Origin of the sequence: Nonomuraea composti, from assembly GCF_012034275.1 — a bacterium.
In the GTDB taxonomy this organism is placed as follows: Bacteria; Actinomycetota; Actinomycetes; order Streptosporangiales; family Streptosporangiaceae; genus Nonomuraea; species Nonomuraea composti.
Window position 1 is genome coordinate 167,564 of record NZ_JAATEP010000019.1, and the last position, 23,846, is coordinate 191,409.

Here is a 23,846-nt window from a genome sequence, read left to right on the forward strand (position 1 = left end):
CTCTACGGCGCGTCAGCGGTCACCGTGCACACCCCGTACGGGCCGCTGCTCTCCGCCTCCCGCACCACCCGGCCGTCCACCTTGATCCGGCACTCGACCACGCCGTCCGCCCCGCCGTTCTGCACCCACAGGTACAGGCGCGGCAGCTCGCCGTCGAAGGCCGGCTCCTTGGTGTACGGGAGCGGGACGCCCAGAACAGCAGCCACAGCCCGGTCAGCACCCAGCCGGGCCACATCCGGCCACATCCGGCCTCATCCGGCCAGGCGGACACCGGCCTACGGCAGGCGGCGGATCAGGAGCACGTTGTCCGTGCGGGTGGTGGGCTGACCGTCGGGGCCGGTCTGGGTGCGGTCGAACTCCTCGCGGCGCAGCACCTCCCACTCCCCCTCCCGCAGCTCCAGAGAGTCGAGCACCTCCTGCGGCGTCGGCAGGTGCACGTCCGGGTGGTCGTGCTGCTGCCAGGCCGGCAAGCCCGCGTGCCCCGCCACCAGCAGCAGCCCGCCGGGCGCGACCGCGGCGGCGGCCCGGCGCAGGATGGCCTGGCGCGGCAGGTCGCCGGAGGAGTGCAGGTAGCAGGCGGTGACCAGGTCGAAGGTGCCCTCGGGGAAGGTCTTGCCGAGGTCGTGCTGCTGCCAGTCGATGCGGTCGCCCACGCCGGCCTCGTCGGCGTGGCGGGCGGCGCGGCGCAGGGCGACGCCGGACAGGTCGGTGGCGGTGACCTTCCAGCCCTTGCCGGCCAGCCAGATGGCGTCGCCGCCCTCGCCGCTGCCGAGGTCCAGCGCGGTGCCCGGCGGCACGTCGGAGAGCTCGCGGACGAGGATGGCGTTCGGGTCGCCGCTCCAGATCCGCTCACTCTGGCGGTAGCGGCCGTCCCAGAAGTCCTCGTCCGTCAGGCCCTCGGTGATGCGGCCGGGCGGGGTGGCGGCGATGGCGGCGCGGCGGGCGGCCACGGCGGCGCGGGCCTCCTCGGCGATCAGGTCGGCGTTGATGGCGGCGCCCGCCCGCACGCCGGCCGCGGCGGCGCTGACGACCTGGTCGACCACGTTGTGCACGTTGCCGGCCACGTAGACGCCGGGCACGCCGGTCTTGCCCATGGGGTCGGCGGGCACGTACGTGCCGACGACGAACCCGTTCATCTCCTGCTCGGCCGTCTCCAGCCCGAGCCCGGCGAGCCCGTCGAGGCGGGCGTGCAGGCGGGTGCCGACGGCCAGCGCCTGCCGGGGCACCTCGCGCCCGCCGGCCAGCCGCACGCCGGAGAGCCGGTCGTGGTCGTCCACCAGGACGGCGGCCACCTCGCCCTCGACGACGGCGACGCCCCTGGCGGCGAGCTGCTCGCGGGCCTCCTCCCCCGGCTCGGGGGCGGTGTGCAGGAAGAGGGTCACGTCGTCGCTCCACTGCCGCCACAGCAGCGCCTGGTGGGTGGCCAGCGGGCTGGTGGCCAGGACGCCGATGGCCTGGTCGCGCACCTCCCAGCCGTGGCAGTACGGGCAGTGCAGCACCTCGCGGCCCCATCGCGCGGCCAGGCCGGGCACCGGCGGCAGCTCGTCGGCCAGGCCGGTGGCGACCAGCAGCCGGGCGGCCTTGACGCCGGTGCCGTCGTCCAGGGTGACGCGGAAGCGGCCGTCGCCGAGCCGCTCCGCCGCCGTGACGGTACCCGTCACGAGGTGGCCGCCGTACCCGGCGATCTCCTTCCGGCCGGTGGCGAGCAGGTCGCGCGGCGGCACGCCCTCGTGCCCCAGAAGGACGTGCACGCCCTGCGCGGGCGCGTTCCTGGGCTGCCCCGAGTCGATCACCAGCACCTTGCGGCGCGCCCGGGACAGCGCGAGGGCCCCGCTCAGCCCGGCGGCCCCGCCACCGATCACCACCACGTCGTACGTCGCGTCCATGCGCGGCTCCTCTCACTCGTTCACTGCTGCGCCACTGTGCGCCAGGCGCGGCCCGGTTGACAAACTTCGTTGCCGGAATGGCAAAGTGGGGCGGGTGGAACTCGATGAGGTGCTGAAGGCGGTCGGTCCCCGGCTGCGGGCGATGCGGCAGGAGCGGGGCACGACGCTGGCGGAGCTGTCCAGGAGCACCGGCATCTCGGTGAGCACCCTGTCGCGGCTGGAGTCCGGCGGGCGCAAGCCGACGCTGGAGATGATGCTGCTGCTCGCCGACGCCTACCAGGTGCAGATCGACGAGCTGATCGACGCCCCCGTGACCGGTGACCCGAGGGTGCACATGCGGCCGGTCAAGCGGCACGGCATGACGTACGTGCCGCTGAGCCGGCGGCCCGGCGGGCTGCAGGCGTTCAAGCAGATCTACCCGCCGGGGTGGCCGGGCTACGAGCCGGAGCAGCAGGTCCACGAGGGTTATGAGTGGCTGTACGTGTTGTCCGGGCGGTTGCGGCTGCTGCTCGGCACGCATCACGTGGTGCTGGCGGCGGGTGAGGTGGCCGAGTTCGACACCCGGACGCCGCACGCGTTCGTCAACGAGGCCGACGGGCACACCGAGGTCCTGGCCCTGTTCGGGCCGCAGGGCGAGCGCATGCACGTCCGCGCCCGCCCCGCCGCCCGCTGACGGATGCACGCCGGAAAGCGCCCGCCGTGAACGAGCCTCAGTCCCCCAGGACGGCCAGGTCGAGCCGGGCCAGCCGGGCCGGGTCGGCGAGGATGTCGATCTCGACGATGCGGCCGCCCGCGATCGTGAAGCTCATGACCGCCGACGGCTCCCCGTTCACGGTGTTGACCACCCCGGCCAGGCCGTTGACCAGCGCGGCATGCGCGGTGGACGGCGCGTAGCGGCGGAAGGCGAGCGCCTGGCCGGCCACGTTGTCCGCGCCGCGCACCCGCCGCCTGGCCCGGCTGGCGAGCTGCCGGGCCGTGGCCGGGGAGCGGCCGACGAGCGGCGCGATCTCCTCGAACGGCACCGCGAACATGTCGTGCAGCACGAACGCCAGCCGCTCGGCCGGGGCCAGCGACTCCAGCACCACGAGCAGCGCCAGCCCGACGGAGTCGGCCAGCAGCGCCGCCTGCTCGGGGTCGGGCCCGGAGGCGGGGCTGACCACGGGGTCGGGCATGCGCCCCTCCAGCGGCTCCTCGCGGCGCGAGGTGCGGGCGCGCAGCATGTCGAGGAAGACGCGGCCGACGACGGTGGTCAGCCACCCGCCGAGGTTGCGCACCTCGTCGTGCTCGCTGCGGCTCAGCCGCAGCCACGCCTCCTACACGGCGTCCTCGGCCTCGGTGAGCGAGCCCAGCATGCGGTACGCCACCGCCTTCAGGTGCCCCCGGTGCGCCTCGAACCGGTCTGCCAGGAATTCACGATCGTTCATCGGGCCTTGCCTCGTCTCGCCGTCTCACGTCGGTCACCACACTGACGTCCGGGAGCGAGCCGATGTGACGCGGTCACTTCGGAGCGGTCACTCCAGGACGGAGTGCCGCTTGCTGTAGGCGAAGTAGACGACCAGCCCGATGAGGAACCAGACGGCGAAGCGCAGCCACGTCACCGGCGACAGGAACGTGATCAGCCAGACCGAGAACAGCACGCCCACGGCGGGCACGACGGGCATCCACGGCGTGCGGAACGTGCGCGGCAGGTCCGGCTGCCGGTAGCGCAGCACGATCACCGCCACGCACACGACGACGAACGCCAGCAGGATCCCGATGTTGGTCAGCTCGGCGGCCTCCTTGATGGGCAGGAACCCGGCGATGAGGGCCGAGGCGACGCCCACGATCCAGGTGACGCGCGTGGGCACCCTGCGGACCGGGTGCAGCCGGGCGAACCAGGCGGGCAGCAGGCCGTCCCTGCTCATCGAGAACCAGACGCGGGTGACGCCGAGCATGAACGTGAACATGACGGTGAGGATGCCGACGATGGCCCCGACCGCGATCACCGACGCCAGCCCCGACAGGCCGACGGCGGCGAAGGCCGAGGAGAAGCCGCTCTCCGGGTCGATGTCGCGGTAGTTCTGCATGCCGGTCAGGACGAGGCAGGCCAGCACGTACAGGACCATGGAGACGAGCAGCGAGTAGATGATCGCCTTCGGCATGTGCCGCTGCGCGTCGCGCGACTCCTCGGCCGCGGTGCTCATCGCGTCGTAGCCGAACACCGCGAAGAACACGGTGGCCGCGCCGGTGATGGCGCCGCCGACCCCGAACGGGAAGAACGGGGTGTAGTTGGCGGTGTTGATGTGGAAGAAGCCGACCACGACGACCAGCAGCACGACCGCTACCTTGATGGCCACCACGAACGTCTCGAACCTGGCCGCGGCGCGGATCCCGAGGTTCAGCAGGGCCGCGATGAGCAGGCACAGCACCGCCGCGAACAGGTCGACCACGTGCCCTGGCCCGGTGCCGGGCGCGCCGAGCGACCACGCGGGCAGCGTGAGGCCGAGCTGCTGGACGAGGAAGCCGAAGTACCCGGAGATGCCGATCGCCACGACGGCGACGATCGCGGTGTACTCCAGCAGCAGGTCCCAGCCGATGAACCAGCCGACGATCTCCCCGAGGACGGCGTAGCCGTAGGTGTAGGCGGAGCCGGCCTTCGGGATCAGGCCGGCGAACTCGGCGTAGGAGAGCGCGGCGGCGGCGCTGGCGATGCCCGCGATGAGGAACGACACGAGCACCGCCGGGCCGGCGCTCTCGTTGGCGACCGCGCCGGCCAGCGCGAAGATGCCCGCGCCGATGATGCCGCCCACGCCGATGGCGGTGAGCTGCCACAGCCCGAGCGACCTGGACAGCTCCCCCTCGTGCTCCGTGGCGATCTGTGCCACGGGCTTGCGCCGGAAGACGCTGCGCGAAGAGACCATGACGCCCCCTTGACCCGTCCGTGCTCCGTGGCTGGGCCCTTCCCTCCTGGACGGCGGCTAACCTGCGGCGCGCTGCCTCAGGACGTTCTTTTGGATCTTGCCGGTGGAGGTCTTGGGCAGCTCGCAGAAGGTCACCGCCTTGGGCGCCTTGAAGTGCGCCAGGCGGGCGCGGACGTGCTCGATCAGCTCGGCCTCGGTGGCGCGCGCCCCGGCGGCCAGGCTCACGTACGCGACCGGGACCTCGCCCCAGTGCGGGTCGGGCCGGGCCACGACGGCGGCCTCCCGCACGCCGGGATGCTCCACCAGCACGTTCTCGACCTCGACGGAGGCGATGTTCTCGCCGCCGGAGATGATGACGTCCTTGGCGCGGTCCACGATCCGCACGTACCCGTCGGGGTGCAGCACGCCGAGGTCGCCGGTGCGGAACCAGCCGTCGGGCGCGGCCTTGTCCGTGGCGGCCGGGTCGCGGTGGTAGCCGAGCATGACGTCGTTGCCGCGCACCGCGATCTCGCCGACGGTGGCGGCGTCGGCGGGCACGTCGCGGCCGTCGTCGCCGACGACCCGCAGGCGCTGGGCGATCACGTTGCCCACGCCCTGGCGGGCGGTCAGCGCGGCCGACTCCTCGACCGGCAGGCCGGGCCATTCGGGCTGGGGCTGGCAGATGGCGACGGGCCCGTACGTCTCGGTGAGCCCGTACAAATGGATCACGTCGATGCCGGCCCGCAGCGCCCGGCCGAGCAGGGCGGGGCTCGGGGGCGCGCCGCCGACGCAGGCGAGCAGGCGCGGGTCCAGGGCCCGCGCCGGAGCGTCGTCGTGCGCGAGCAGCGAGGTGAGAACGGTCGGCGCGCCGCACAGGTGGGTGACGCGGTGGGCGCGGATCAGCCGCCACGCCTCCTCCGGCTCCATCCTCGGCAGGCAGACGTGCCGGGCGCCGGCCAGCGTGACCGCCCACGGGAAGCACCAGCCGTGGCAGTGGAACATCGGCAGCGTCCACAGGTAGGAGGAGGCGGCGTCGAGGCGGGTGTGCAGGGCCATGGCCAGCGCCTGGAGGTAGGCGCCGCGGTGGTGGTAGACGACGCCTTTGGGGCGTCCGGTGGTGCCGCTGGTGTAGTTGATGGACAGCGGCGCCAGCTCGTCCTCCACCCTGACCAGCAGCGGCTCGGCCACGGCCAGCAGCGTCTCACAGGCGGTGGCCGACATCAGCCGCACCTCGGTCCCCTCGGCCGCCTGCCGGGCCAGGCCGGTCAGGGCGTCGTCGTGCAGGAGCAGCGTCACCTCGGCGTGACCGAGGATGTAGGCCAGCTCGCCGGCGGACAGGCGGATGTTCAGCGGCACCATGACGGCGCCCGCCGCCGGCACGCCGAACGTGGACTCCAGCAGCAGGTGCCCGTTGAGCGCGAGCACCGCCACCCGGTCGCCGGGCCGCACCCCGGCCGTGGCCAGCGCGCCCGCCAGGCGCTGGACGCGCTGCCACAGCTCGGCGTAGGTGAGCTCCAGCCCGCCGTCCACGACCGCGAGCCGCGGGCCGAAGACGGTGGCCGATCGTTCGAGGAAGCTGGTGGGGGTCAGGGGCTCGTACGACAGCATGCGCTCATCCCTCCGCCGGGTCCGCACTCAAGCATGCTGACGCACGCGGCCCCGCCCGGGGAACCCCTCAGGCGCCGGGGGCGGGGCGTGCCTGGCGGTGGAGCTGCCCGCGGGCACCACGGTGACGCTGACGTTGCGCCTGCGCCCGCGCGCCCGCCGCCCCTCCTGCCGCGCCCCCTGGGACTCCGGCGCCCGCCAGAACCACGCGCCGACGTCCCGGGAACCTCAGCGGGCGGCGTGGCGGGCGCGGAAGGCGGCCGCCTTCGTGCGGCTCTGGCACGAGCGGGAGCAGAACTGCCGCACCCCGTTGCGGGAGGCGTCCACGTAGACGCGGTCGCACTGCCGGGCCTGGCAGAGGCCGAGCCGGCCACCAAGGTCGCTGCCGATGGCCAGGGTCAGGGCGGAGGCGATGCCCGCGCTCCAGCCGACGGCGAGGCTGTCGTCGGCGCCGTGGAAGTGCACCTGCCACGGCTCCCCCGGCGCCCGGTCGAGCTGGGGCCGGGCGCCGGTGCTGATGACGAGCGCGTTGACGACGGCGGCGGCGTCGTCCTCGCGCCCCTCGTCCATGGCCTCGAACACGCGGCGCACCTTCAGCGTGGTGCCGGCGAGGTAGAGGGCTTCCTCGGGCGACACCGGCACGCCGCCCGGCAGCACGGCGCTGATCGCGCCGGGCAGCGCGTCGCCCTTGGGGGCCGCGTACGGCTTGCCGCGGTCGCCGCCGTCGGTGAGGACGTTCACGAGCGAGACCGCGGTGTCGAGCAGGATCGCCACGTGACTATCGAACAGCACTTGACCGGTCACCTTTCGCGCTCTAGGTTCGTGACCGACGTTAGCAGCTTGGTCGGTCACGCGGGAGGCGTTCATGCCGGTTATCGAGCGTACGGAGCGCCTGCCGCGTACGGTGTGGTGGCTCGTGCTGGCGCGCGCGATCAACCGGCTGGGCGCCTTCTCGCTCGGCTTCCTCACGGTCCTGATCACCTCCGGCTTCGGGGTGGGCGCGGTCGCCGCGGGCGCGATCTCGGCCGCGTTCGGCCTGGCCACGATCCCCTCGCGGTTGCTGGGCGGCGTGCTGGCCGACCGGTTCGGCCGCCGCCGCACGATCGTGGCCGGGCTGGCAGGGTGCGCGCTGGCGCAGGCGGGCATCGCGCTGTCGTCGTCGGTGGCGATGGTCGCCGTGTTCGCCGTCCTGCTCGGGCTGGTCTTCGAGCTCTACGAGCCGCCGTCCCAGGCGATGATCGCTGACGCCGTGCGGCCGGCCCAGCAGGCGCGGGCGTTCAGCCTGTTCAACACGGCACTGGCGGTGGGCGGCATGGGCGCGGGCCTGATCGCCGCCGGCCTGGGCCGGTGGGACCTGCGCTGGCTGTTCGTGGCGGACGCGGTGAGCTGCGTGCTCTGCGCGATCGTCGTTCGCCTCGTCCTGCCCGCCGACCGCCCCCACCCTCCGCACCGCGCCGATGGCCTGCCCGCCCGCAGAGGGTCGGCGTGGCGGGATCGCGGGCTCCTGTTGCTGCTCCTGTCCGGCACCCTCTCCGCCGTGATCTTCATGCAGGTCGGGATGGCGATGCCGCTGGCGCTCGCGCGGCGCGGCCTGGAGGCGGCCGACGCCGGGCTGCTGTCGGCCGTCGCGGCCGTCACCATGGTGGCCTGCCAGCCTCTGGTGCGGCGGACGGCGGCGCTGTCCCACCACGCGGCGATGGCGTGCGGCTACCTGCTCCTCGCCACCGGCCTGGCGGGCTACGCGGTGGCGGACGGGCTGGCGGGCCACCTGGCCGCGACGGTGGTGTGGAGCGCGGGCGACGTGCTGATGTTCGGCCGCAGCTACGCGCTGGTCGTGGACCTCGCCCCCGAGGACGCGCGCGGACGCTACCTGTCGGTCTTCGGCATCTCGTGGGGCTTCGCCACCGTGCTGGCGCCCCTGTGCGGCACGCAGCTCCTCGATCGCGCGGGGCCGGCGGGGCTGTGGGGCACCCTGGCCCTCACCTGCCTCCTGCTGGCGGCGGCCCAGCTCGCGGTGATCAGGCCGCTGCTGCGCAGGTCGCTGATCGCGAGGGCGGCCGCTGCGCTATAGTGAACGTCGGCTCACCCTAGTGGGCATGCGCCCGTTAGTCAATCGAACGGCGTGGTCCCAGGCGGAAGAGGATCGACGATGCCGACCGGCGTACACCTGCGCGACCCGCGGGAGCAGCTCTTCACCGCGGCCGAGGAGGTGCTGCGGCGGGGCGGCCCCGACGCGCTGACCAGCCGGGCGGTCACCGCGCAGGCCGGCTGCGCCAAGGGGGTGCTGCACCGGCACTTCGAGTCGTTCGACGCCTTCCTCACGGAGTTCGTGCTCGACCGCATCGACCTGATGCGGGCCCAGGGCGCCGTGCTGAAGGACTCCGCCGGCACCGGCACCGTCGTCGACAACCTCACCGACGCCCTGATCAAGCTCTTCGACCCGGTCGCCGTCTCCATCGTCGCCCTGGTCACCTTCCACAACCAGGTGCGCGCCCGGCTGCGTGAGGCCAGGCCGGTCGGCGGGCTCCCGGTCATGACGGAGATCGGGATGATCCTGTCCGGCTACCTCACCGCCGAGCAGGAGCTGGGCCGCATCGCGCCCGGCGCCGACATCGGCCGGCTCGCCCCGACGCTGGTGGGCACCGCGCACCTCATGTTCGCCGGCACGGACGGCCTGCCGCTCTGGCCCGAGGACGTCCGCGACGCCGTCGCCTCGGTGCTCGGGAACGCCCTGACGACCAGCTGACCCACCCCGGACGCCGAGCGCCGGCGCCCGCGCACCTTGGAGACCACATGACCAGTTCCGACACGGTGATCGACACGGTGATCGCCGCGCTGCGCTCCGGGCACGACGCCCTGGCCGCGACCGTGTCCTCGTTCAGTGACGACGACCTCGCCCGCCCCTCGGGCTCGTCCGAGTGGGACGTCTCGGAGGTGCTGAGCCACCTCGGCAGCGGCGCCGAGATCGGCCGCGCCACCCTCGCGGCCGCCCTGGCGGGCGCGCCCGCCCCCGGCCGCGACTTCATGACCTCCGTCTGGGACCGCTGGAACGCCATGACGCGCCGCCTGCGCGCCGACGGCTTCCTGCGCTCGAACCGGGCACTCACCGAGCTGTACGAGTCGCTGGACGCCGAGACGCGGGCGAACCTCCGCGTCGACCTGGGCTTCCTGCCGGAGCCTCTCGACGTGGCGGCGCTCGGCCGGATGCGGCTCAGCGAGCTGACCCTGCACGCGTGGGACGTCCACGTCGCCTTCGACGAGCACGCCACCCTGGCCCCGGACGCCGTCCCGCACCTCCTCGATGGGGCTCCCGGCCTCATCGGCTGGGCCGGCAAGCCGGAGCGGCTGGATGGCGAGCGCGCGGCCGTGCTCGTCACCACGACCGAGCCGGCCACCGAGTTCACGCTGCGGCTGGACGAGCGGATCACCGTCGACTCCGACCTTCCCGACAAGCCCGACGGCACGCTGCTGCTGCCGGCGGAGGCGTGGCTGCGGCTGGTGGCGGGCCGGCTCGCGCCCCGCCACACCCCGGAGGGCGTCGCCACGACCGGCGCGGCCGACCTCGGCCTGCTGCGCCGCGTCTTCCCCGGCTACTGATCGTCCGTCTTCGAGCAACGCGCGACACCGAAAGGCACCAGCATGAGCGAGCACCCCCTGTGGCCGGCGACCGGCGAGGCCACCATCACCGCCTTTCCCGTCGAGGGTGACGGCCCGGCACCGGCGGTCGTGGTGTGCCCCGGCGGGGCCTACCAGCACCTGGCCGACCACGAGGGCGCGCCGGTCGCCCGGTGGCTGAACGCGCTCGGGGTGGCGGCGTTCGTCCTGCGGTACCGGATCGCGCCGCACCGCCACCCGCTCCCCCTCCTGGACGCCGCACGGGCGGTGCGCTGGGTCCGGCACCACGCCGCGGACCTGGGGGTGGATCCGGGCCGGGTGGGGGTGCTGGGGTTCTCGGCGGGCGGGCACCTGGCCGGGCTGCTGGCCACCGAGAAGGGGCCTGTGCTGGCGGAGGGCCCGCACGACGCCGTGGACGAGGCCGACCCCCGGCCCGACCTGGCGGTGCTGTGCTACCCCGTCACCGCGCTGACCGGCCCGGCCGCGCACCGGGGCTCCTCCGACAACCTGCTCGGCGCGGACGCCCCCGGCTCCCTGCGTGAGGAGCTGTCGCTGGCGAGCCGGGTGACCGCGGACACGCCGTCGATGTTCCTGTGGCACACGGCCGATGACGAGGCCGTGCCCGTCGAGAACACGCTGGTGCTCTCGCAGGCGCTGGCCCGGCACGGCGTGGCGCAGGAGGTGCACGTGTACCCGAGCGGCAGGCACGGTCTCGGGCTGGCCGATGAGGATCCGGTCGTCGCCGACTGGACGCACCGCTGCGCCGCGTTCCTGCGCGGCCGCGGCTGGTAGCGGCTGGTGGACGACACCCGCCCCGGGCGCCCTGCAGCCCGGCTCGCCCCGGGCGCCTACAGCTCGCGCCAGTCGCCCGAGCCGAGCGCCGAGGCGCCCTGCGGGCCCATCAGCGTCATGCCGCCGTCCACGAACACCGTCGCCCCGGTCACGTAGGAGGCCGCCGGCCCCGCCAGGAACGCCACGACGGCCGCGACCTCGCGGGCGTCGCCCGGCCTGGGGATCGGGTTGCCGGGCCGGCTGCCCCGCTGCGGCGGCAGGTCCTCCTGCCCGGTCATGGGGGTGGCGATCTCGCCGGGCGCGACGGTGTTGACCGTGATGCCATGGCCGGCCAGCTCCAGCGCGAGCACGCGGCTGAGCATGCGCAGCCCGCCCTTGGCGGCGCAGTAGGGGCCCGAGCCCATCTTCGGGTACTCCTCGTGCACGCTGGTGACGTTGACGATCCGCCCGCCCCGCCCGGTGCCGACCATGCGGCGGGCGGCCCGCTGGGCGCACAGGAAGGCGCCGTCGAGGTCCACGGCCAGGATCTGGCGCCAGCGCTCGTACCCCATCTCCAGCAGCGGCTCGTGACTGCCGGTGCCGGCGTTGTTCACCAGGACGCCGAGCCCGCCCAGCTCACCGGCCAGCTCGTCCACGACGGCGGCGGCCCGCTCGGGATCGGTGAGGTCGTGCTGCCGGATCGCGGCCGCCTGGCCCGGCTCGCGGACGAGGCGGGCGGTCTCCTCCGCGCCGTCGCGGTCGGAGTGGTAGGTGATGCCGACGTCGAACCCCTGCTCGGCCAGCGCCACGGCGGTGGCCTTGCCGATGCCGGAGTCGGCTCCGGTCACGATCGCGACGCGGTCGTACAGGTCGTTCATGCTTCCTCCTCTTGTCACGGACAGTAACTGATCGGCCACATCGGGGTCACCTGCCCGACAGCTTTCCTATCGATCAAGAGACTCTACGCTCAGTGGCCATATAACTACTTTTAGTAGCGACTGGCAGCCGACCCCCCGGAGGAACAATGCCCACGGACCCGACGGAAACCCGGCTCAGCCTGGACACCCGGGCCGCGCGCAACCTGGCCACGACGACCAAGACCCGCCCGCAGATGCAGGCCATCAGCTCCCGCTGGCTGCTGCGCATGCTGCCCTGGGTCGACGTGCGCGGCGGCACCTACCGGGTCAACCGCCGCCTGACGCACCGGCCGGGGCGCGGGCGCGTCGGCGTGGTGCCCGGCGGCGCCGGCGACGCGCGGATCGTACCGGGGACGCTGACGGAGATCCCGGCGCTGCGCGGATTCGGCGACGACGGCGTGCTGGCGGCCATCGCCGGCGAGTTCACGGCGCGCGAGCTGCGGCCCGGCGACGTCGTCGCCGAGGAGGGCGACCCGGTCACCGGCGCCTGGGTGATCGCGCACGGCCGCGTCGAGCGCGTGTCCACCGGCCGGTACGGCAACCCCCAGTTCCTCGGCGTCATCGCCGACGGCGACCAGTTCGGCGACGAGGTGCTGACCGACGACGAGGCCCGCTGGCCGTGCACGTTCAGGGCCACGACGCCGTGCACGGCGCTGTTCGCGCCGCGCGACGGGCTGCGCCGCGTGGCCGACCGCTCGGCCGCGCTGCGCGAGCACCTGGCCGGCTACCTCGACAAGCTGAGCAGGCCGGCCAACCGCCGCGGCGAGGCGGCCGTGCACCTGTCGGCGGGCCACACCGGCGAGCCGGTCATCGACGGCACGTTCGTGGACTACGACCTGCAGCCCCGCGAGTACGAGCTGAGCGTCGCCCAGACCATCCTGCGCGTGCACACCCGGGTCGCCGACCTGTTCAACGACCCCATGAACCAGATCGAGCAGCAGCTCCGCCTGACCATCCACGAGCTGCGCGAGCGGCAGGAGTCGGAGCTGCTCAACCACCCCGAGTTCGGGCTGCTCCACAACACCGACTACGACCAGCGCATCTACACCTGGTCGGGCCCGCCGACGCCCGACGACCTCGACGAGCTGATCAGCATGCGCCGCAAGACCCGGCTGCTGCTGGCCCACCCCAAGGCGATCGCCGCCTTCTTCCGCGAGTGCAACAAGCGCGGGCTGGTCGCGGGCAGCACCGAGGTCAACGGGCACGAGGTGCCGGCCTGGCGGGGCATCCCCATCTTCCCCTGCGGCAAGATCCCGATCTCCGAGCATCGCACCACGTCGATCCTGGCCCTGCGCACCGGCGAGGACGATCAGGGCGTCGTCGGGCTCTACCAGACGGGCATCCCCGAGGAGTACGAGCCGGGGCTGAACGTGCGCTTCATGGGCATCAACGCCCAGGCCGTCATGTCGTACCTGGTCAGCGCCTACTTCTCGGTGGCGGTCCTGGTGCCCGACGCGATCGGGATCCTCGAGGACGTCGACGTCGCCGCCCCGCGCTCGTGACCCGGCCGCCCGACGAAGAGCAGGAGGCGCGTCATGCCGTTTGACATCCCCGCCGGGCCGACGGGTCTCGGCTCGTACACGCTCAGCCTGCCCTCGGCGCTGCGGCCCTACCGGCGCCCGTTCGAGGAGAACGACGGGCACGAGCCGCCCTCCTCCGCCGGCTCCTTCAGGGGCCCGGTCCTGACGCCGCTGCCCTACGGGGAGCGGACCTGGGGCGACGGCACGTTCCCGCCGCTCTACTGCCCCGAGACCGACCGCGTGGACGACGCGCTCGGCGCGGAGGTGGACCGGCGGCTGGTCGCGTGGGCCGAGCGGATCGGGCTGCACGAGGGGCGGATGGCGGAGTTCGCCTCGACCGGGTTCGGGCGGCTGGCGATGCTCACCCACAGCGACAGCGACGACCCCGACCTGCTGCTCATCGCGGCGCAGATGAACGCCGCCTGGTGGGCCGCCGACGACTACTACGCCGACGAGACCGACCTCGGCGCCACGCCGACCGAGCTGCCGCCCCGGCTGGCCCTGGTCATGTCGGCGATGGACCCGCCGCCGGACGCCGGCGGCTACACCGAGCAGCTCGAAGAGGCGATCAGGAACGACCCGGTGCTGGTCTCGCTGCGCTCGGCCACCAGCCACGCCGCCCGCCACGCCACGTCCGCGCAGGTCATGCGGCTGTGCAACATCACGAGCCAGATGTACGTGAGCTGGGACGCCTACGCCGCCTGGCGCTACCTGGAGACGCCGCCGCCCGTGTGGCGCTACCTGGCGGCCCGCCAGCACGACAGCTTCTACACCTCCATGACGCTCATCGACATCGTCGGCGGTTACGAGCTGCCGCCGCACCTGTTCGCGGAGCGGCGCTTCCACACCGCGCTCATGCAGGCGGGCACCGCCTCCGTGCTGGTCAACGACCTGCACTCGGCCGCCAAGGAGGCCGCCGACGAGCTGCCCGACTCCAACGTGGTGCTGCTCATCGCCGCCGAGGAGGGCTGCTCGACCGAGGAGGCCGTCGAGCGCACGGTCCGCCTGCACAACGCGTTCGTCCGCGGGTTCGAGCAGAGCCAGCGGGAGCTGTCGGCCCTGCCCTCCCCCGAGCTGAAGCGGTTCCTGCGCGGCGCGCAGGCGTGGATGGCCGGCGGGCTCGAATGGCACGGCAGCACCACCCGATACCAGTCCTGACCCCGTCATCGACCGCGATAGGAAGGAGCACGAGGTGACCGTCACCACGAATGCAGTCCCCGTTCTGAGCAGTCTCTACCAGCAGTCCGTCGCCGACTACTGGAACGCGGAGGAGAACCCCGTCAACCTGCGCCTGGGGGAGGTGGACGGCCTCTACCACCACCACTACGGCATCGGCGACGTGGACTGGTCCGTCCTCGACGGCCCCGCCGAGACCAGGGAGCAGCGCGTCGTCAAGGAGCTGCACCGGCTGGAGAGCACGCAGGCCGAGACGCTGGTCGCGCATCTCGGCCCGCTGCGCCCCGAGCACCGCGTCCTCGACGCCGGGTCAGGCCGCGGCGGCTCCAGCTTCCTGGCCAACCTGCGCACCGGCTGCCAGGTCGACGGCGTGTCCATCTCCGAGTCGCAGGTGGCCTTCGCCAACCAGCAGGCCAAGGAGCGCGGCGTGGACGACAAGGTGCGCTTCCACTTCCGCAACATGCTCGACACCGGCTTCCCCACCGGCGACTTCCAGGCCATCTGGAACAACGAGAGCACCATGTACGTCGAGCTGTCGCTGCTGTTCGCCGAGCACTCCAGGCTGCTGCGCCGCGGCGGCCGCTACGTCTGCATCACCGGCTGCTACAACGACGCCTACGGCCTGCCCTCCCGGGCCATCAGCCAGATCAACGCCCACTACATCTGCGACATCCACTCGCGCAGCACCTACTTCAAGGAGCTGGCCGCGCACCGCCTCGTGCCGGTCAGCGTGGTGGACCTCACGGCCGCCACCATCCCCTACTGGGAGCTGCGGGCCAGGACGCACCTGGCCACCGGGATCGAGGACGCCTTCCTGGAGGCGTACAAGAGCGGCAGCTTCCAGTACCTGCTGATCGCGGCCGACCGCGTCTGACGCCCCTCTCCCCGGCCCCCTCCCCCTCCGCCCGGCAGCCCTCCTCGCGGCGACGCGTCCCTGCCGGGCCGCCGGCGTCTCACCTAAGGGCAGGTGACAGGCGTGGACGAGCAGGCGTTCGTCCGCCGCCCACGCGAGGAGCCGGCGGCGGACGGCCACCGAGCGGGCCGCGTCGTGTCCCACGGGGTGCGCCACCGCTGGGGGGCGAGCTGGAGCGGGTCGTAGCAGGTCTCCGGCCGTGAAGCGGTGGATCACCGTCTCTTCCCCTGGAAATGAGTTGCCGGGCGGGTGTCGCGCCCTTGAGGATCATGTCGTGTGACACCTGCACAGGACACGCCCGGCGCTCCCCGTCCGCTGGCACTGGTGACGGGCGTCGGCCGCACGGCCGGGATCGGCGCCGGCATCGCGGAACGGCTCGCCGCCGACGGCTGGGACGTCGCCTTCACCTTCTGGACGCCGTACGACGAGCGCATGGCCTGGGGCGTCGAGGCCGGGGCGACCGAGGCCATCGCCGAGACCCTGACCGCCCGCGGCGCCGCCACCGCCGCGATCGAGGCCGACCTGTCGGACCCGGGCGCCCCGGCGTTCGTCTTCGACGAGGCCGAGCGCCGCCTCGGCCCCGTGACGGCCCTGGTGATGTGCCACTGCGAGTCGGTCGACTCCGGCCTGCTCGACACCACCGTGGAGAGCTTCGACCGGCACTTCGCGGTCAACGCGCGCGCCACGTGGCTGCTGATCCGCGAGTACGGCCGGCGCTTCGCCGGCGCCCACGGCACCGGCCGGATCATCGCCCTGACCAGCGACCACACGGTGGGGAACCTGCCCTACGGGGCCAGCAAGGGCGCCCTCGACCGCATCACGCTGGCCGCCGCGCGCGAGCTGGCCCATCTCGGCGTCACCGCCAACGCCGTCAACCCGGGCCCGGTGGACACCGGCTGGATGTCGGACGGGACGCGCGAGGAGCTGCGGCGCCTGACGCCGCTGGGCCGGCTCGGCACCCCGCGCGACACCGCTGACCTGGTGTCCTTCCTGTGCTCGCCGCAGGGCGGGTGGATCAACGGGCAGCTCCTGCTGAGCAACGGCGGCTTCAGCTAGGACGTCCGGCCGGAGGAACGGCCGCCGAGGCCGGAACGTTCGAGGAACGCCGTCACCGCCGTCACGAACGCGTCCGGGTCGTCGAGCCACGGCGAGTGGCCCGCGCCGGGTTGCACGACGAGCTCGGCGGCGGGGAACAGCGCGGCGTACGCGGCGGCGGCAGACGGGAGCGTGTTGAGGTCGAGCTCGCCGGCGAGCACCAGCACCGGCGCGGCGAAGCGGCCCAGCGCCGCGCGGGTCGCCTCCGGGTCGTAGGCGCCCTCCGCGCCGAACACGGCGGCGGCCTCGTCGTTCCGGTGCCGGTCGCAGAGCTTCTGGAAGGCGCGCGCCGCGTCGTCCCACCGGCCGAACATGAAGGGATCGACGGCCTCCCACGTCGCGGCGGTCGCGGTGCCGGCCTGGAGCTGCTGCAGCGCGGCGAACGCCTCGGGGAACCAGGGCTCGCCGGCGCGCAGCTTCGCCGCCTCCAGGCGGGCCTGCGGGGTGGGCTCCAGGTCGACGGCCTTGGTGCTGGGCGCGATCAGGAGGAGCCGGGCGACGCGGTGGGGGTGCCGGGTGGCGTACAGGACGGCGAGGTTCCCGCCGGCGGAGTGGCCGAGCAGGTCGACGCGGTCGAGGCCGAGATGTTCGCGCAGGGCTTCGACGTCGTCCACGAGCCGGTCGCAGCGGTAGGTGGCGGGGTCGCCGGGCCGGTCGGAGTCGCCGGTGCCGCGCGGGTCCATGAGGATGAGCCGCCGGTGCGCGGCCAGGCCGCCGAGGTCGCCGAGGTAGGTGGCGTCCTGCATGGGGCCGCCGGGCAGGCAGATGAGCGGGTCGCCAGCGCCTGAAATGTGGTAGGCGAGGCGGGTCGCGTCGTGGGCTGAGTAGTAGGGCATGGCGGAGATCCTCCCGCCGGGGGCCGCCGCCGGGCAATCGGGTATTTCAGCCGGACTGCGTGTGGCGGACGAGGTCGTCGCCGCTCAGCGCGGTGCCGGGCAGGGTGGTGGCGCCGGGGCCGGCGCGCAGGCCGTCCAGGACGATCTCCGTGACGCGGGCGACGGCCTCGCCGGCGGGCAGCCCGGGCGGGGTGTGGACGTGCAGGGTCATCAGCAGGGCGAGGTCGCCGGGGCCGATGTCGGGGCGCAGGTGGCCGTCGGCCTGCGCCCGCTCGGTCATCCGCAGCAGCAGGTCGATCGAGCGCTGGCGCAGCTCGCGCAGGTCGTGGCCGGCGCGCAGCGGCTGGTGCAGGTGCGGCTCCAGCTTGGACGACAGCTCGCCCAGGCGCAGCTCGGCGCAGCCGCGCAGGAAGCGGCGCAGCGCGTGCCAGGCGTCGGGCTCCTCGGCCCAGGCGGCCTCGGCCAGGCCGGCCAGGCGGGTGAGGGTCTGCTCGCCGACGGCGTGCAGCAGCGCGTCGCGGTCGGGGAAGCGGCGGTAGAGGGTGCCGATGCCGACGCCGGCCCGGCGCGCGACCTCCTCCAGTGCCACGTCCACGCCCTGCTCCAGGAACAGCTCGCGGGCCGCCGCCACGATCAGCTCGCGGTTGCGGCGCGCGTCCGCCCGCAGTCCCTGCGCCTCGGCCATCGTGCCCCTCTTCCATGACTGGAGGTTTGTCCTCCGCTTATGCTACCGTCAAACAAGCGGAGGTAATTCCTCCATATAGTGGGAGGCGGGTCATGAACGTTCTGATCTCCGGCGCCGGCGTGGGCGGGCCGACGCTCGCGTACTGGCTGGCCCGGCACGGTTTCCGGGTCACCGTCGTCGAGCGCGCCGCGGACCTGCGCTCCAGCGGCAACCCGGTGGACGTGCGGGGGCCGGCCGTGGACGTGGCCGCCCGCATGGGCGTCCTGCCCCGGCTGCACGAGGCCGCCACCGGCAACACCGGGCTCAGCTTCGTCGACGGTGATGGCCGGACCGTCGCCCGGATGGACCTGGCCGCCGGGCAGCGCGCGGGCGAGGTCGAGCTGCCGCGCGGCGCGCTCGCCTCGATCCTGTACGAGAGCGCCCGCGACCACGCCGAGTTCGTCTTCGGCGACTCGATCGCCACCCTCGCCCAGGACGCCGGCGGCGTGGACGTCACCTTCGAGCGCGGCGCGCCCCGCCGCTTCGACCTGGTGGTGGGCGCCGACGGGCTGCACTCGGTGACCCGGCGGCTGGCGTTCGGCCCCGACGCGGCCGAGGTGCGCCACATGGGCCTGTACGTGGCCACCACCCCGATCGGCGGCCAGGCGGGCCCCGGCCGGGACGTGCTGATGCACAACACCCCGGGCCGGGCCGTCGCCGTCAGCCCCACGCCGTCCGGCGACCTGGCCTTCTTCCTCTACCGCGCGCCGCAGGAGCCCGGCTTCGACCACCGCGACACCGAGCAGCACAAGCGGCTGCTGGCCGGGGCGTTCGCGGGCGTGGGCTGGCGCGCGCCGGAGCTGCTGGAGCGGGTGCGCACCGCCGGCGACCTCTACTTCGACTCCGTGAGCCGGGTCCGCCTGCCGCGCTGGTCCAGCGGGCGGGTCGTGCTGCTGGGCGACGCCGGGTCGTGCGTGTCGCTGTTCGGCGACGGCTCGACGCTGGCCATGGCGGGCGCGGCCACGCTCGCCGGCGAGCTGGCCGCCACGCCGGACGACCCGTGGGCCGCCTTCGAGCGGTACGAGCAGGCGCACCGCCGCCTGGTGGAGCCCAAGCAGCGCGGCATCGCGCAGGCCGCGTCGCTCATCGTGCCCGCCACCAGGGCCGGCATCGCGGCCCGCGACCTGGCCACCCGCGTGGCGCCGCTCGTCACGCGGCTGCGGCGCCGGCTGCTCAGGCCGCCGGCCGCCCTCCCCTCCTGAGCCGTGAGCCCTGAGCTACGAACCCTGAGCCGTGAGCCGGACAACTTTTGCCATGCGCTGGCCTGGGCTAAAGCTCGTTCTCCGGACGTACGGGAAGGTTCGAGGTCGGATCGGCTCACACCTCACCGGACCTGGAGATGATCGTGCCCGCCAAGACCAGAAGCAGCACCAGGACGACGACGAAGAAGCAGTCGAGCAGCCAGCCGTGGTTGCACGTCGACGGCACCGAGATCCAGGAGTTCGGCACCGTCAGGACGTGGCCGCTGGGCCTGTCGGACGAGGCCCGCGAGTACTCCTGCGAGCGGCTGAACCAGATCCTGGCCGACACGCAGATCCTCTACGCCTTGTACAAGAAGCACCACTGGCTGATGCGCGGCCCGACGTTCTACCAGCTGCACCTGCTGCTGGACAAGCATGCCGACGAGCAGCTCAAGCTGGTGGACCTGATCGCCGAGCGGGTGCAGACGCTGGGCGGCATCGCGGTCGGCGACCCCCGGCACGTCGCGGAGATCACGGTGGTGCCGCGGCCTCCGAACGGCGCCGAGGAGGTGCCGGCGATGTTGTCGCGGCTGATCGAGGCGCACGAGACGATCCTCATCGCCTCGCATGACGCCGCGTCCAGGGCGGCGGAGCTGGGCGACGACGGCACCAACGACCTGCTGGTGTCCGACGTGATCAGGACCGGGGAGCTGCAGACCTGGTTCCTGGTCGAGCACCTGGTGGACACGCCGCTCGTGGAGACGCCGCACGACGGGCAGGGCCGGGCGCCGCGCCGCACCACCCGTTCCGGCAAGTAGCCGGCATCAGCCCTGCCCGGCGGGCTCCAGCCGGATGACGACGGCCTTCGAGGTGGGCGTGTTGCTGTGGTCGGCCACGCTGTCCAGCGGCACCAGCACGTTCGTCTCCGGGTAGTAGGCCGCGGCCGAGCCGCGCGCGGTCGGGTAGGCCACCACCGTGAACGCGGGGGCGCGCCGCTCCACGCCGTCGTGCCAGACGCCGACCAGGTCCACCAGGCTGCGCTCGGCGATGCCCAGCTCGGCCAGGTCGTCGGGGTTGACGAGGACGACCCGGCGGCCGTGCCGGATGCCCCGGTAGCGGTCGTCGCCGGCGTACGGGATCGTGTTCCACTGGTCGTGGGCGCGCAGCGTCTGCAGGATCAGGTGGCCGGGCGGGGCCTCCAGCCGCGCGAACGGGTTACGGGAGAAGACGGCCCGGCCGCTCGGGGTGCGGAAGACGCGCTCGCTGACCGGGTTGGGCAGGCGGAAGCCGCCGGGCTCGGCCACGCGGGCGTTGAAGTCCTCGAAGCCGGGCACGACGCGGGAGATGCGGTCGCGGACGGTACCGTAGTCGTCCTCGAACGTCTCCCAGGGGATGTCGGGCCGGTCGCCGAGCACGAGCCGGGCCAGCCGGCTGATGATGGCCACCTCGCTGAGCAGCAGGTCGGAGGCGGGGTGGAGGCGGCCACGCGAGGCGTGGACCTGGCTCATCGAATCTTCGACGGTCACGAACTGCTCGCCGCCCGCCTGGACGTCGCGGTCGCTGCGGCCGAGCGTCGGCAGGATCAGCGCGGTCTGGCCGCAGACGGTGTGGGAGCGGTTCAGCTTCGTGGAGATGTGCGCGGTCAGCCGGCACGAGCGCATGGCGCGCTCGGTGACCTCGCTGTCGGGGGTGGCGCGCACGAAGTTGCCGCCGACGCCGAGGAAGACCTGGGCCCGCCCGTCGAGCATGGCCTGGATGGCGCCCACGGTGTCGAGGCCGTGCTTGTGCGGCGGGGTGAAGCCGAACTCGCGCTCCAGCGCGTCGAGGAAGGCCCTCGGGGGCCGCTCCCAGATGCCCATCGTGCGGTCGCCCTGCACGTTGCTGTGCCCGCGCACCGGGCAGACGCCGGCGCCCGGCTTGCCGACGTTGCCGCGCAGCAGCAGGAAGTTGACGATCTCCTTGATGGTGGCCACGCCGTGCTTGTGCTGGGTGAGCCCCATCGCCCAGCACACGATGATCTTCTCGCTGGCCAGGACGCGGGCGTGGACGCGCTCGATCTCCTCCCGCGACAGCCCGGTGGCGGCCAGCACGTCTGCCCAGGCGACCTCGCGGACGTGCCGGGCGAACTCGGCGAAGCCGGTGGTGTGCCGCTCGATGAAGGCGTGGTCGAGCACGGTGCCGGGGCGCTCGTCCTCGGCCTGGAGCAGCAGCAGGTTGAGCGCCTGGAACAGGGCGAGGTCGCCGCCGGGGCGGATCTGGAGGAACTGGTCGGCGATCGGCGTGCCGCGCCCGACGATGCCGCGCGCCTTCTGCGGGTTCTTGAAGCGCAGCAGCCCGGCCTCCGGCAGCGGGTTGACCGCGACGACGCTGCCGCCCGAGCGCTTGGTCTGCTCCAGCGCCGACAGCATGCGGGGGTGGTTGGTGCCGGGGTTCTGGCCGACGACGAACACCAGGTCGGCGTCGTGGATGTCGTCGAGGCTGACGCTGCCCTTGCCGACGCCGAGGGTGTCGATCAGGGCGACGCCGCTGGACTCGTGGCACATGTTGGAGCAGTCGGGCAGGTTGTTGGTGCCGTAGGCGCGGGCGAAGAGCTGCAGCAGGAACGCGGCCTCGTTGCCGAGCCGGCCCGAGGTGTAGAACAGCGCGCGGTCGGGGTCGTCGAGGCCGCGCAGCTCGGCGGCGAGCAGGCCGAGCGCGTCGTCCCAGCCGATGGGCTCGTAGTGGTCGGCGCCGGGCCGCTTGACCATGGGCTCGGTGAGCCTGCCCTGCTGGTTGAGCCACTGGTCGGAGCGCCCGGCCAGCTCGGAGACCGGGTGCTCGCGGAAGAACTCGCGGGTGACGCGGCGGGTGGTGGCCTCGTCGGTGACGTGCTTGGCGCCGTTCTCGCAGTACTCGTTGACGTGCCGGCGCCCCGGCTCCGGCCAGGCGCAGCCAGGGCAGTCGAGGCCGGTGGCCTGGTTGAGGTTGAGCAGCGTCAGCGCGGTGCGGCGGGGCGACGTCTGCGACAGCGCGTACGACAGCGCGTGCCGCACGCCGGGCAGCCCGGCCGCCCACGTCTTGGGCGCCCCGACCGACAGGTGCTCGCCGTCCTGACCTTCGACCTTGTCCATGTCTCACGTCTTCGCTGCTCGATGCTGAAACGACCCTCCAAAAACTCTACTTTTCCCGCGGACCGGATCCGACGGGGGCTACACGTCCTTGCCGAACCCGTCGAGCGCCTCGCGCTCCTCCAGGGTGCGCAGCTCCTGGAAGACCGTGATGTGCAGCCCGGCGGGCGCGTCGAGGCGGGCGTTGAGCGACTCCCACGGCGTCACGGTCGGCGGCGCCACCTCCGTCGCGCCCGCCGAGACCAGCCGCTCCGTGGTGCCCGCCGCGTCGTCCACCTCGAACGCCACCCGGATCTTGGGCGCCACCTGCCGCCCCACCTCGACCTCGTCGATCATCGCCTTCTGCGCCGGGTTGGCGATCTCCAGGGTGGCGCGGCCCGCGTCGAGGATCGCCACCCGCGCGCCGTCGCCGCTGGAGAACGCGGCCTGCTCCGGCAGGCCCAGCACGTCGCGGTAGAAGGCCAGCGCGGCCTCGTAGTCCTCCGCCTCGACGACCAGCCTGAGCTGGCGGACGGGGCCGTTCGGGGAGGTGGGGTGCGTGGTCATGGGCCGGTCTCTCCTCAAGTCTCTGGTCACGTTCCTCCGGTGCAACCGGGCGGGCCCGCCACTTCATCCCCGCGGCTATGATCTTCGGATCCATTCCTGGGAGGACATCATGATCACGAACTTAGCGGCCGCGCTCGCCCTGACCGTCACGCTCGGCGCCCCGCCCGCCCAGCCGGCCGCCGGCACGAGGCTGCCGGGCACCGGCGCGCGCGTCGTGGCCGACCTGGCGGGCCGGCCGGTCCAGCTCACCTCCTACTCGGTGCTCAGGCCCGACTCGGAGCGGGCGTGGAGCCCGGCGAAGAAGGCGTTCGTCAAGGCGGACGGCCCGCTCACCGTCTCGCCCGGCGAGCGTTGGGAGGCCACGCTCGTCACCCGCGTCCCCAGCCCGCCCACGGTGCGCTTCCTCGACCGGGAGAGCGGCCGGACGACCGAGGTGGAGCTGCCCGTCCCGGAGGACACCGAGCGCGGGAGCGGCTACCTGCACACGTCCTGGCCCACCTGGTCCCCTGACGGGCGGACCCTGCTCGTCAACGTCTTCGAGCCGGGCTTCGAGCCGCGCTCGGAAGGCATCGTGCTGGTCGACGTGCCGTCACTGAAGGCCCGCTTCGTCCGCATCGAGAACGCGCTGATCACGGTCGGCGGCTTCCAGTGGACCCGCGACAGCAAGGGCGTCGTGGTGCGCTGGGGCAAGAACGGCAGGTCCGCCGTCCGCCAGTACGACCTCACCGGCGCCGTCAAGCGCACCTGGCAGGTACGCGGCCGTCCCGTCGGCCACGGCCTCGGCACGTTCTCCCCGTCGGGCCGCCGCTTCGTGACGGCGTGCACCTCGCTGGAGAAGGCCGCTTGCGTCTGGGACACCCGCACCGGCAAGGCCGTCACCCGGATCAGGATCGCCTTCAGCCCCGTCTGGGGGCCCGTGCTCGGCTGGTACGACGAGCGGCACCTGCTCGCGCCGGTCCGCGACGGCTTCGGCGTCGTCGACCTCAAGGGCCGGGTCGTCGAGACCTTGGTGAAGGCCGACAAGAAGCAGCGCATCTATCCCTGGTTCGACGCCCGCGCCAAGAGCTGACCGGCT

At 73.4% G+C, this 23,846-nt stretch carries 23 protein-coding genes and 1 pseudogene; 13 read left to right on the plus strand and 11 right to left on the minus strand.

Annotation, left to right across the window (positions count from 1 at the left end):
* Positions 1 to 2: 2 nt before the first annotated feature.
* Both HCN51_RS26445 and HCN51_RS26450 read right to left on the minus strand, forming a co-directional pair.
* Positions 3 to 206, minus strand: coding sequence for a hypothetical protein (locus tag HCN51_RS26445; RefSeq protein ID WP_168012618.1), 204 nt, complete (start codon positions 204 to 206; stop codon positions 3 to 5).
* A gap of 69 nt (positions 207 to 275) precedes the next feature.
* Positions 276 to 1,886 (minus strand): bifunctional NAD(P)/FAD-dependent oxidoreductase/class I SAM-dependent methyltransferase, encoded by a 1,611-nt coding sequence (locus HCN51_RS26450; RefSeq protein WP_168012620.1) that lies wholly within the window; start codon positions 1,884 to 1,886, stop codon positions 276 to 278.
* A gap of 94 nt (positions 1,887 to 1,980) precedes the next feature.
* On the opposite strand from HCN51_RS26450, the gene HCN51_RS26455 reads away from it, so the two are divergent.
* The gene (locus HCN51_RS26455) at positions 1,981 to 2,559 is read left to right on the plus strand and encodes a helix-turn-helix domain-containing protein (protein WP_346433807.1); all 579 of its coding nucleotides are present in this window, start codon (positions 1,981 to 1,983) and stop codon (positions 2,557 to 2,559) included.
* Positions 2,560 to 2,596: 37 nt separating this feature from the next.
* On the opposite strand, the pseudogene HCN51_RS26460 reads toward HCN51_RS26455, so the two are convergent.
* The 4 genes and pseudogenes from HCN51_RS26460 to HCN51_RS26475 form a co-directional block, all read right to left on the minus strand.
* A pseudogene (locus HCN51_RS26460) lies at positions 2,597 to 3,310 on the minus strand (sigma-70 family RNA polymerase sigma factor).
* Between the two features lie 87 nt (positions 3,311 to 3,397).
* Positions 3,398 to 4,786 carry an amino acid permease gene (locus tag HCN51_RS26465; protein WP_168012624.1) on the minus strand — a complete coding sequence of 463 codons (1,389 nt, stop codon included), beginning with the start codon at positions 4,784 to 4,786 and terminating at the stop codon, positions 3,398 to 3,400.
* A gap of 57 nt (positions 4,787 to 4,843) precedes the next feature.
* Positions 4,844 to 6,373 (minus strand): AMP-binding protein, encoded by a 1,530-nt coding sequence (locus HCN51_RS26470; RefSeq protein WP_168012626.1) that lies wholly within the window; start codon positions 6,371 to 6,373, stop codon positions 4,844 to 4,846.
* Positions 6,374 to 6,598: 225 nt separating this feature from the next.
* Positions 6,599 to 7,162 carry a CGNR zinc finger domain-containing protein gene (locus tag HCN51_RS26475; protein WP_206067832.1) on the minus strand — a complete coding sequence of 188 codons (564 nt, stop codon included), beginning with the start codon at positions 7,160 to 7,162 and terminating at the stop codon, positions 6,599 to 6,601.
* Positions 7,163 to 7,235: 73 nt separating this feature from the next.
* Between HCN51_RS26475 and HCN51_RS26480 the strand changes: the two genes are divergently transcribed.
* The 4 genes from HCN51_RS26480 to HCN51_RS26495 all read left to right on the plus strand — a co-directional run bounded on the left by HCN51_RS26480 (position 7,236) and on the right by HCN51_RS26495 (position 10,777).
* Entirely contained in the window at positions 7,236 to 8,441 is a 1,206-nt protein-coding gene (locus HCN51_RS26480; RefSeq protein ID WP_206067834.1) for an MFS transporter, read from the plus strand.
* A 78-nt stretch (positions 8,442 to 8,519) separates the two neighbouring features.
* A complete protein-coding gene (locus HCN51_RS26485; RefSeq protein WP_168012630.1) occupies positions 8,520 to 9,116 on the plus strand; it encodes a TetR/AcrR family transcriptional regulator in 597 nt (198 codons plus the stop codon).
* Between the two features lie 47 nt (positions 9,117 to 9,163).
* Positions 9,164 to 9,967, plus strand: a complete 804-nt coding sequence (locus HCN51_RS26490; protein ID WP_168012632.1) for a maleylpyruvate isomerase family mycothiol-dependent enzyme — start codon at positions 9,164 to 9,166, stop codon at positions 9,965 to 9,967.
* Between the two features lie 42 nt (positions 9,968 to 10,009).
* Positions 10,010 to 10,777, plus strand: coding sequence for an alpha/beta hydrolase (locus HCN51_RS26495; RefSeq protein ID WP_168012634.1), 768 nt, complete (start codon positions 10,010 to 10,012; stop codon positions 10,775 to 10,777).
* A gap of 56 nt (positions 10,778 to 10,833) precedes the next feature.
* On the opposite strand, the gene HCN51_RS26500 is transcribed toward HCN51_RS26495, so the two are convergent.
* The gene (locus HCN51_RS26500) at positions 10,834 to 11,634 is read right to left on the minus strand and encodes an SDR family oxidoreductase (protein ID WP_168012636.1); all 801 of its coding nucleotides are present in this window, start codon (positions 11,632 to 11,634) and stop codon (positions 10,834 to 10,836) included.
* Positions 11,635 to 11,780: 146 nt separating this feature from the next.
* Here HCN51_RS26500 and HCN51_RS26505 point away from each other — a divergent pair, with 146 nt between their 5' ends.
* The 5 genes from HCN51_RS26505 (at position 11,781) to HCN51_RS26520 (ending at position 16,338) form a co-directional block, all read left to right on the plus strand.
* Entirely contained in the window at positions 11,781 to 13,175 is a 1,395-nt protein-coding gene (locus HCN51_RS26505) for a family 2B encapsulin nanocompartment shell protein (protein WP_168012638.1), read from the plus strand.
* A 33-nt stretch (positions 13,176 to 13,208) separates the two neighbouring features.
* Complete coding sequence (locus HCN51_RS26510) at positions 13,209 to 14,351, plus strand: family 2 encapsulin nanocompartment cargo protein terpene cyclase (protein ID WP_206067836.1); 1,143 nt, start codon at positions 13,209 to 13,211, stop codon at positions 14,349 to 14,351.
* A gap of 34 nt (positions 14,352 to 14,385) precedes the next feature.
* The gene (locus tag HCN51_RS26515; protein ID WP_168012640.1) at positions 14,386 to 15,243 is read left to right on the plus strand and encodes a geranyl diphosphate 2-C-methyltransferase; all 858 of its coding nucleotides are present in this window, start codon (positions 14,386 to 14,388) and stop codon (positions 15,241 to 15,243) included.
* A gap of 102 nt (positions 15,244 to 15,345) precedes the next feature.
* Entirely contained in the window at positions 15,346 to 15,468 is a 123-nt protein-coding gene (locus tag HCN51_RS61490) for a hypothetical protein (RefSeq protein WP_277350095.1), read from the plus strand.
* 90 nt (positions 15,469 to 15,558) lie between these two features.
* Positions 15,559 to 16,338, plus strand: coding sequence for an SDR family oxidoreductase (locus tag HCN51_RS26520; RefSeq protein WP_168012642.1), 780 nt, complete (start codon positions 15,559 to 15,561; stop codon positions 16,336 to 16,338).
* On the opposite strand, the gene HCN51_RS26525 is transcribed toward HCN51_RS26520, so the two are convergent.
* Positions 16,335 to 17,213, minus strand: coding sequence for an alpha/beta fold hydrolase (locus tag HCN51_RS26525; RefSeq protein ID WP_168012644.1), 879 nt, complete (start codon positions 17,211 to 17,213; stop codon positions 16,335 to 16,337). The two genes, HCN51_RS26520 and HCN51_RS26525, sit on opposite strands and share 4 nt — an antisense overlap.
* 46 nt (positions 17,214 to 17,259) lie before the next feature.
* Complete coding sequence (locus HCN51_RS26530; RefSeq protein ID WP_168012646.1) at positions 17,260 to 17,898, minus strand: TetR/AcrR family transcriptional regulator; 639 nt, start codon at positions 17,896 to 17,898, stop codon at positions 17,260 to 17,262.
* Between the two features lie 92 nt (positions 17,899 to 17,990).
* Here HCN51_RS26530 and HCN51_RS26535 point away from each other — a divergent pair, with 92 nt between their 5' ends.
* Both HCN51_RS26535 and HCN51_RS26540 read left to right on the plus strand, forming a co-directional pair.
* Complete coding sequence (locus tag HCN51_RS26535) at positions 17,991 to 19,139, plus strand: FAD-dependent monooxygenase (RefSeq protein WP_168012648.1); 1,149 nt, start codon at positions 17,991 to 17,993, stop codon at positions 19,137 to 19,139.
* 143 nt (positions 19,140 to 19,282) lie between these two features.
* On the plus strand, positions 19,283 to 19,936 hold the full coding sequence (locus HCN51_RS26540) for a Dps family protein (RefSeq protein WP_230466097.1): 654 nt from the start codon (positions 19,283 to 19,285) through the stop codon (positions 19,934 to 19,936).
* 6 nt (positions 19,937 to 19,942) lie between these two features.
* Here the strand turns inward: HCN51_RS26540 and HCN51_RS26545 are convergent, their stop codons facing one another.
* Together HCN51_RS26545 and HCN51_RS26550 are read right to left on the minus strand one after the other, a co-directional pair.
* On the minus strand, positions 19,943 to 22,228 hold the full coding sequence (locus HCN51_RS26545) for an FdhF/YdeP family oxidoreductase (protein WP_168012650.1): 2,286 nt from the start codon (positions 22,226 to 22,228) through the stop codon (positions 19,943 to 19,945).
* A 78-nt stretch (positions 22,229 to 22,306) separates the two neighbouring features.
* On the minus strand, positions 22,307 to 22,771 hold the full coding sequence (locus HCN51_RS26550; protein WP_168012652.1) for a VOC family protein: 465 nt from the start codon (positions 22,769 to 22,771) through the stop codon (positions 22,307 to 22,309).
* 109 nt (positions 22,772 to 22,880) lie between these two features.
* Here HCN51_RS26550 and HCN51_RS26555 point away from each other — a divergent pair, with 109 nt between their 5' ends.
* Positions 22,881 to 23,840, plus strand: coding sequence for a PD40 domain-containing protein (locus HCN51_RS26555; RefSeq protein WP_168012654.1), 960 nt, complete (start codon positions 22,881 to 22,883; stop codon positions 23,838 to 23,840).
* Positions 23,841 to 23,846 lie beyond the last annotated feature (6 nt).

What these genes read in the sequence shown, in the direction of transcription:
- HCN51_RS26470 (WP_168012626.1), bottom strand. Translation starts at nt 6,373, where the DNA reads ATGCTGTCGTACGAGCCCCTGACCCCCACCAGCTTCCTCGAACGATCG.
- HCN51_RS26465 (WP_168012624.1), bottom strand. Translation starts at nt 4,786, where the DNA reads ATGGTCTCTTCGCGCAGCGTCTTCCGGCGCAAGCCCGTGGCACAGATC.
- HCN51_RS26535 (WP_168012648.1), top strand. Translation starts at nt 17,991, where the DNA reads ATGAACGTTCTGATCTCCGGCGCCGGCGTGGGCGGGCCGACGCTCGCG.
- HCN51_RS26490 (WP_168012632.1), top strand. Translation starts at nt 9,164, where the DNA reads ATGACCAGTTCCGACACGGTGATCGACACGGTGATCGCCGCGCTGCGC.
- HCN51_RS26555 (WP_168012654.1), top strand. Translation starts at nt 22,881, where the DNA reads ATGATCACGAACTTAGCGGCCGCGCTCGCCCTGACCGTCACGCTCGGC.
- HCN51_RS26530 (WP_168012646.1), bottom strand. Translation starts at nt 17,898, where the DNA reads ATGGCCGAGGCGCAGGGACTGCGGGCGGACGCGCGCCGCAACCGCGAG.
- HCN51_RS26510 (WP_206067836.1), top strand. Translation starts at nt 13,209, where the DNA reads ATGCCGTTTGACATCCCCGCCGGGCCGACGGGTCTCGGCTCGTACACG.
- HCN51_RS26450 (WP_168012620.1), bottom strand. Translation starts at nt 1,886, where the DNA reads ATGGACGCGACGTACGACGTGGTGGTGATCGGTGGCGGGGCCGCCGGG.
- HCN51_RS26480 (WP_206067834.1), top strand. Translation starts at nt 7,236, where the DNA reads ATGCCGGTTATCGAGCGTACGGAGCGCCTGCCGCGTACGGTGTGGTGG.
- HCN51_RS26500 (WP_168012636.1), bottom strand. Translation starts at nt 11,634, where the DNA reads ATGAACGACCTGTACGACCGCGTCGCGATCGTGACCGGAGCCGACTCC.
- HCN51_RS26505 (WP_168012638.1), top strand. Translation starts at nt 11,781, where the DNA reads ATGCCCACGGACCCGACGGAAACCCGGCTCAGCCTGGACACCCGGGCC.
- HCN51_RS26485 (WP_168012630.1), top strand. Translation starts at nt 8,520, where the DNA reads ATGCCGACCGGCGTACACCTGCGCGACCCGCGGGAGCAGCTCTTCACC.
- HCN51_RS26545 (WP_168012650.1), bottom strand. Translation starts at nt 22,228, where the DNA reads ATGGACAAGGTCGAAGGTCAGGACGGCGAGCACCTGTCGGTCGGGGCG.
- HCN51_RS26495 (WP_168012634.1), top strand. Translation starts at nt 10,010, where the DNA reads ATGAGCGAGCACCCCCTGTGGCCGGCGACCGGCGAGGCCACCATCACC.
- HCN51_RS26525 (WP_168012644.1), bottom strand. Translation starts at nt 17,213, where the DNA reads ATGCCCTACTACTCAGCCCACGACGCGACCCGCCTCGCCTACCACATT.
- HCN51_RS26550 (WP_168012652.1), bottom strand. Translation starts at nt 22,771, where the DNA reads ATGACCACGCACCCCACCTCCCCGAACGGCCCCGTCCGCCAGCTCAGG.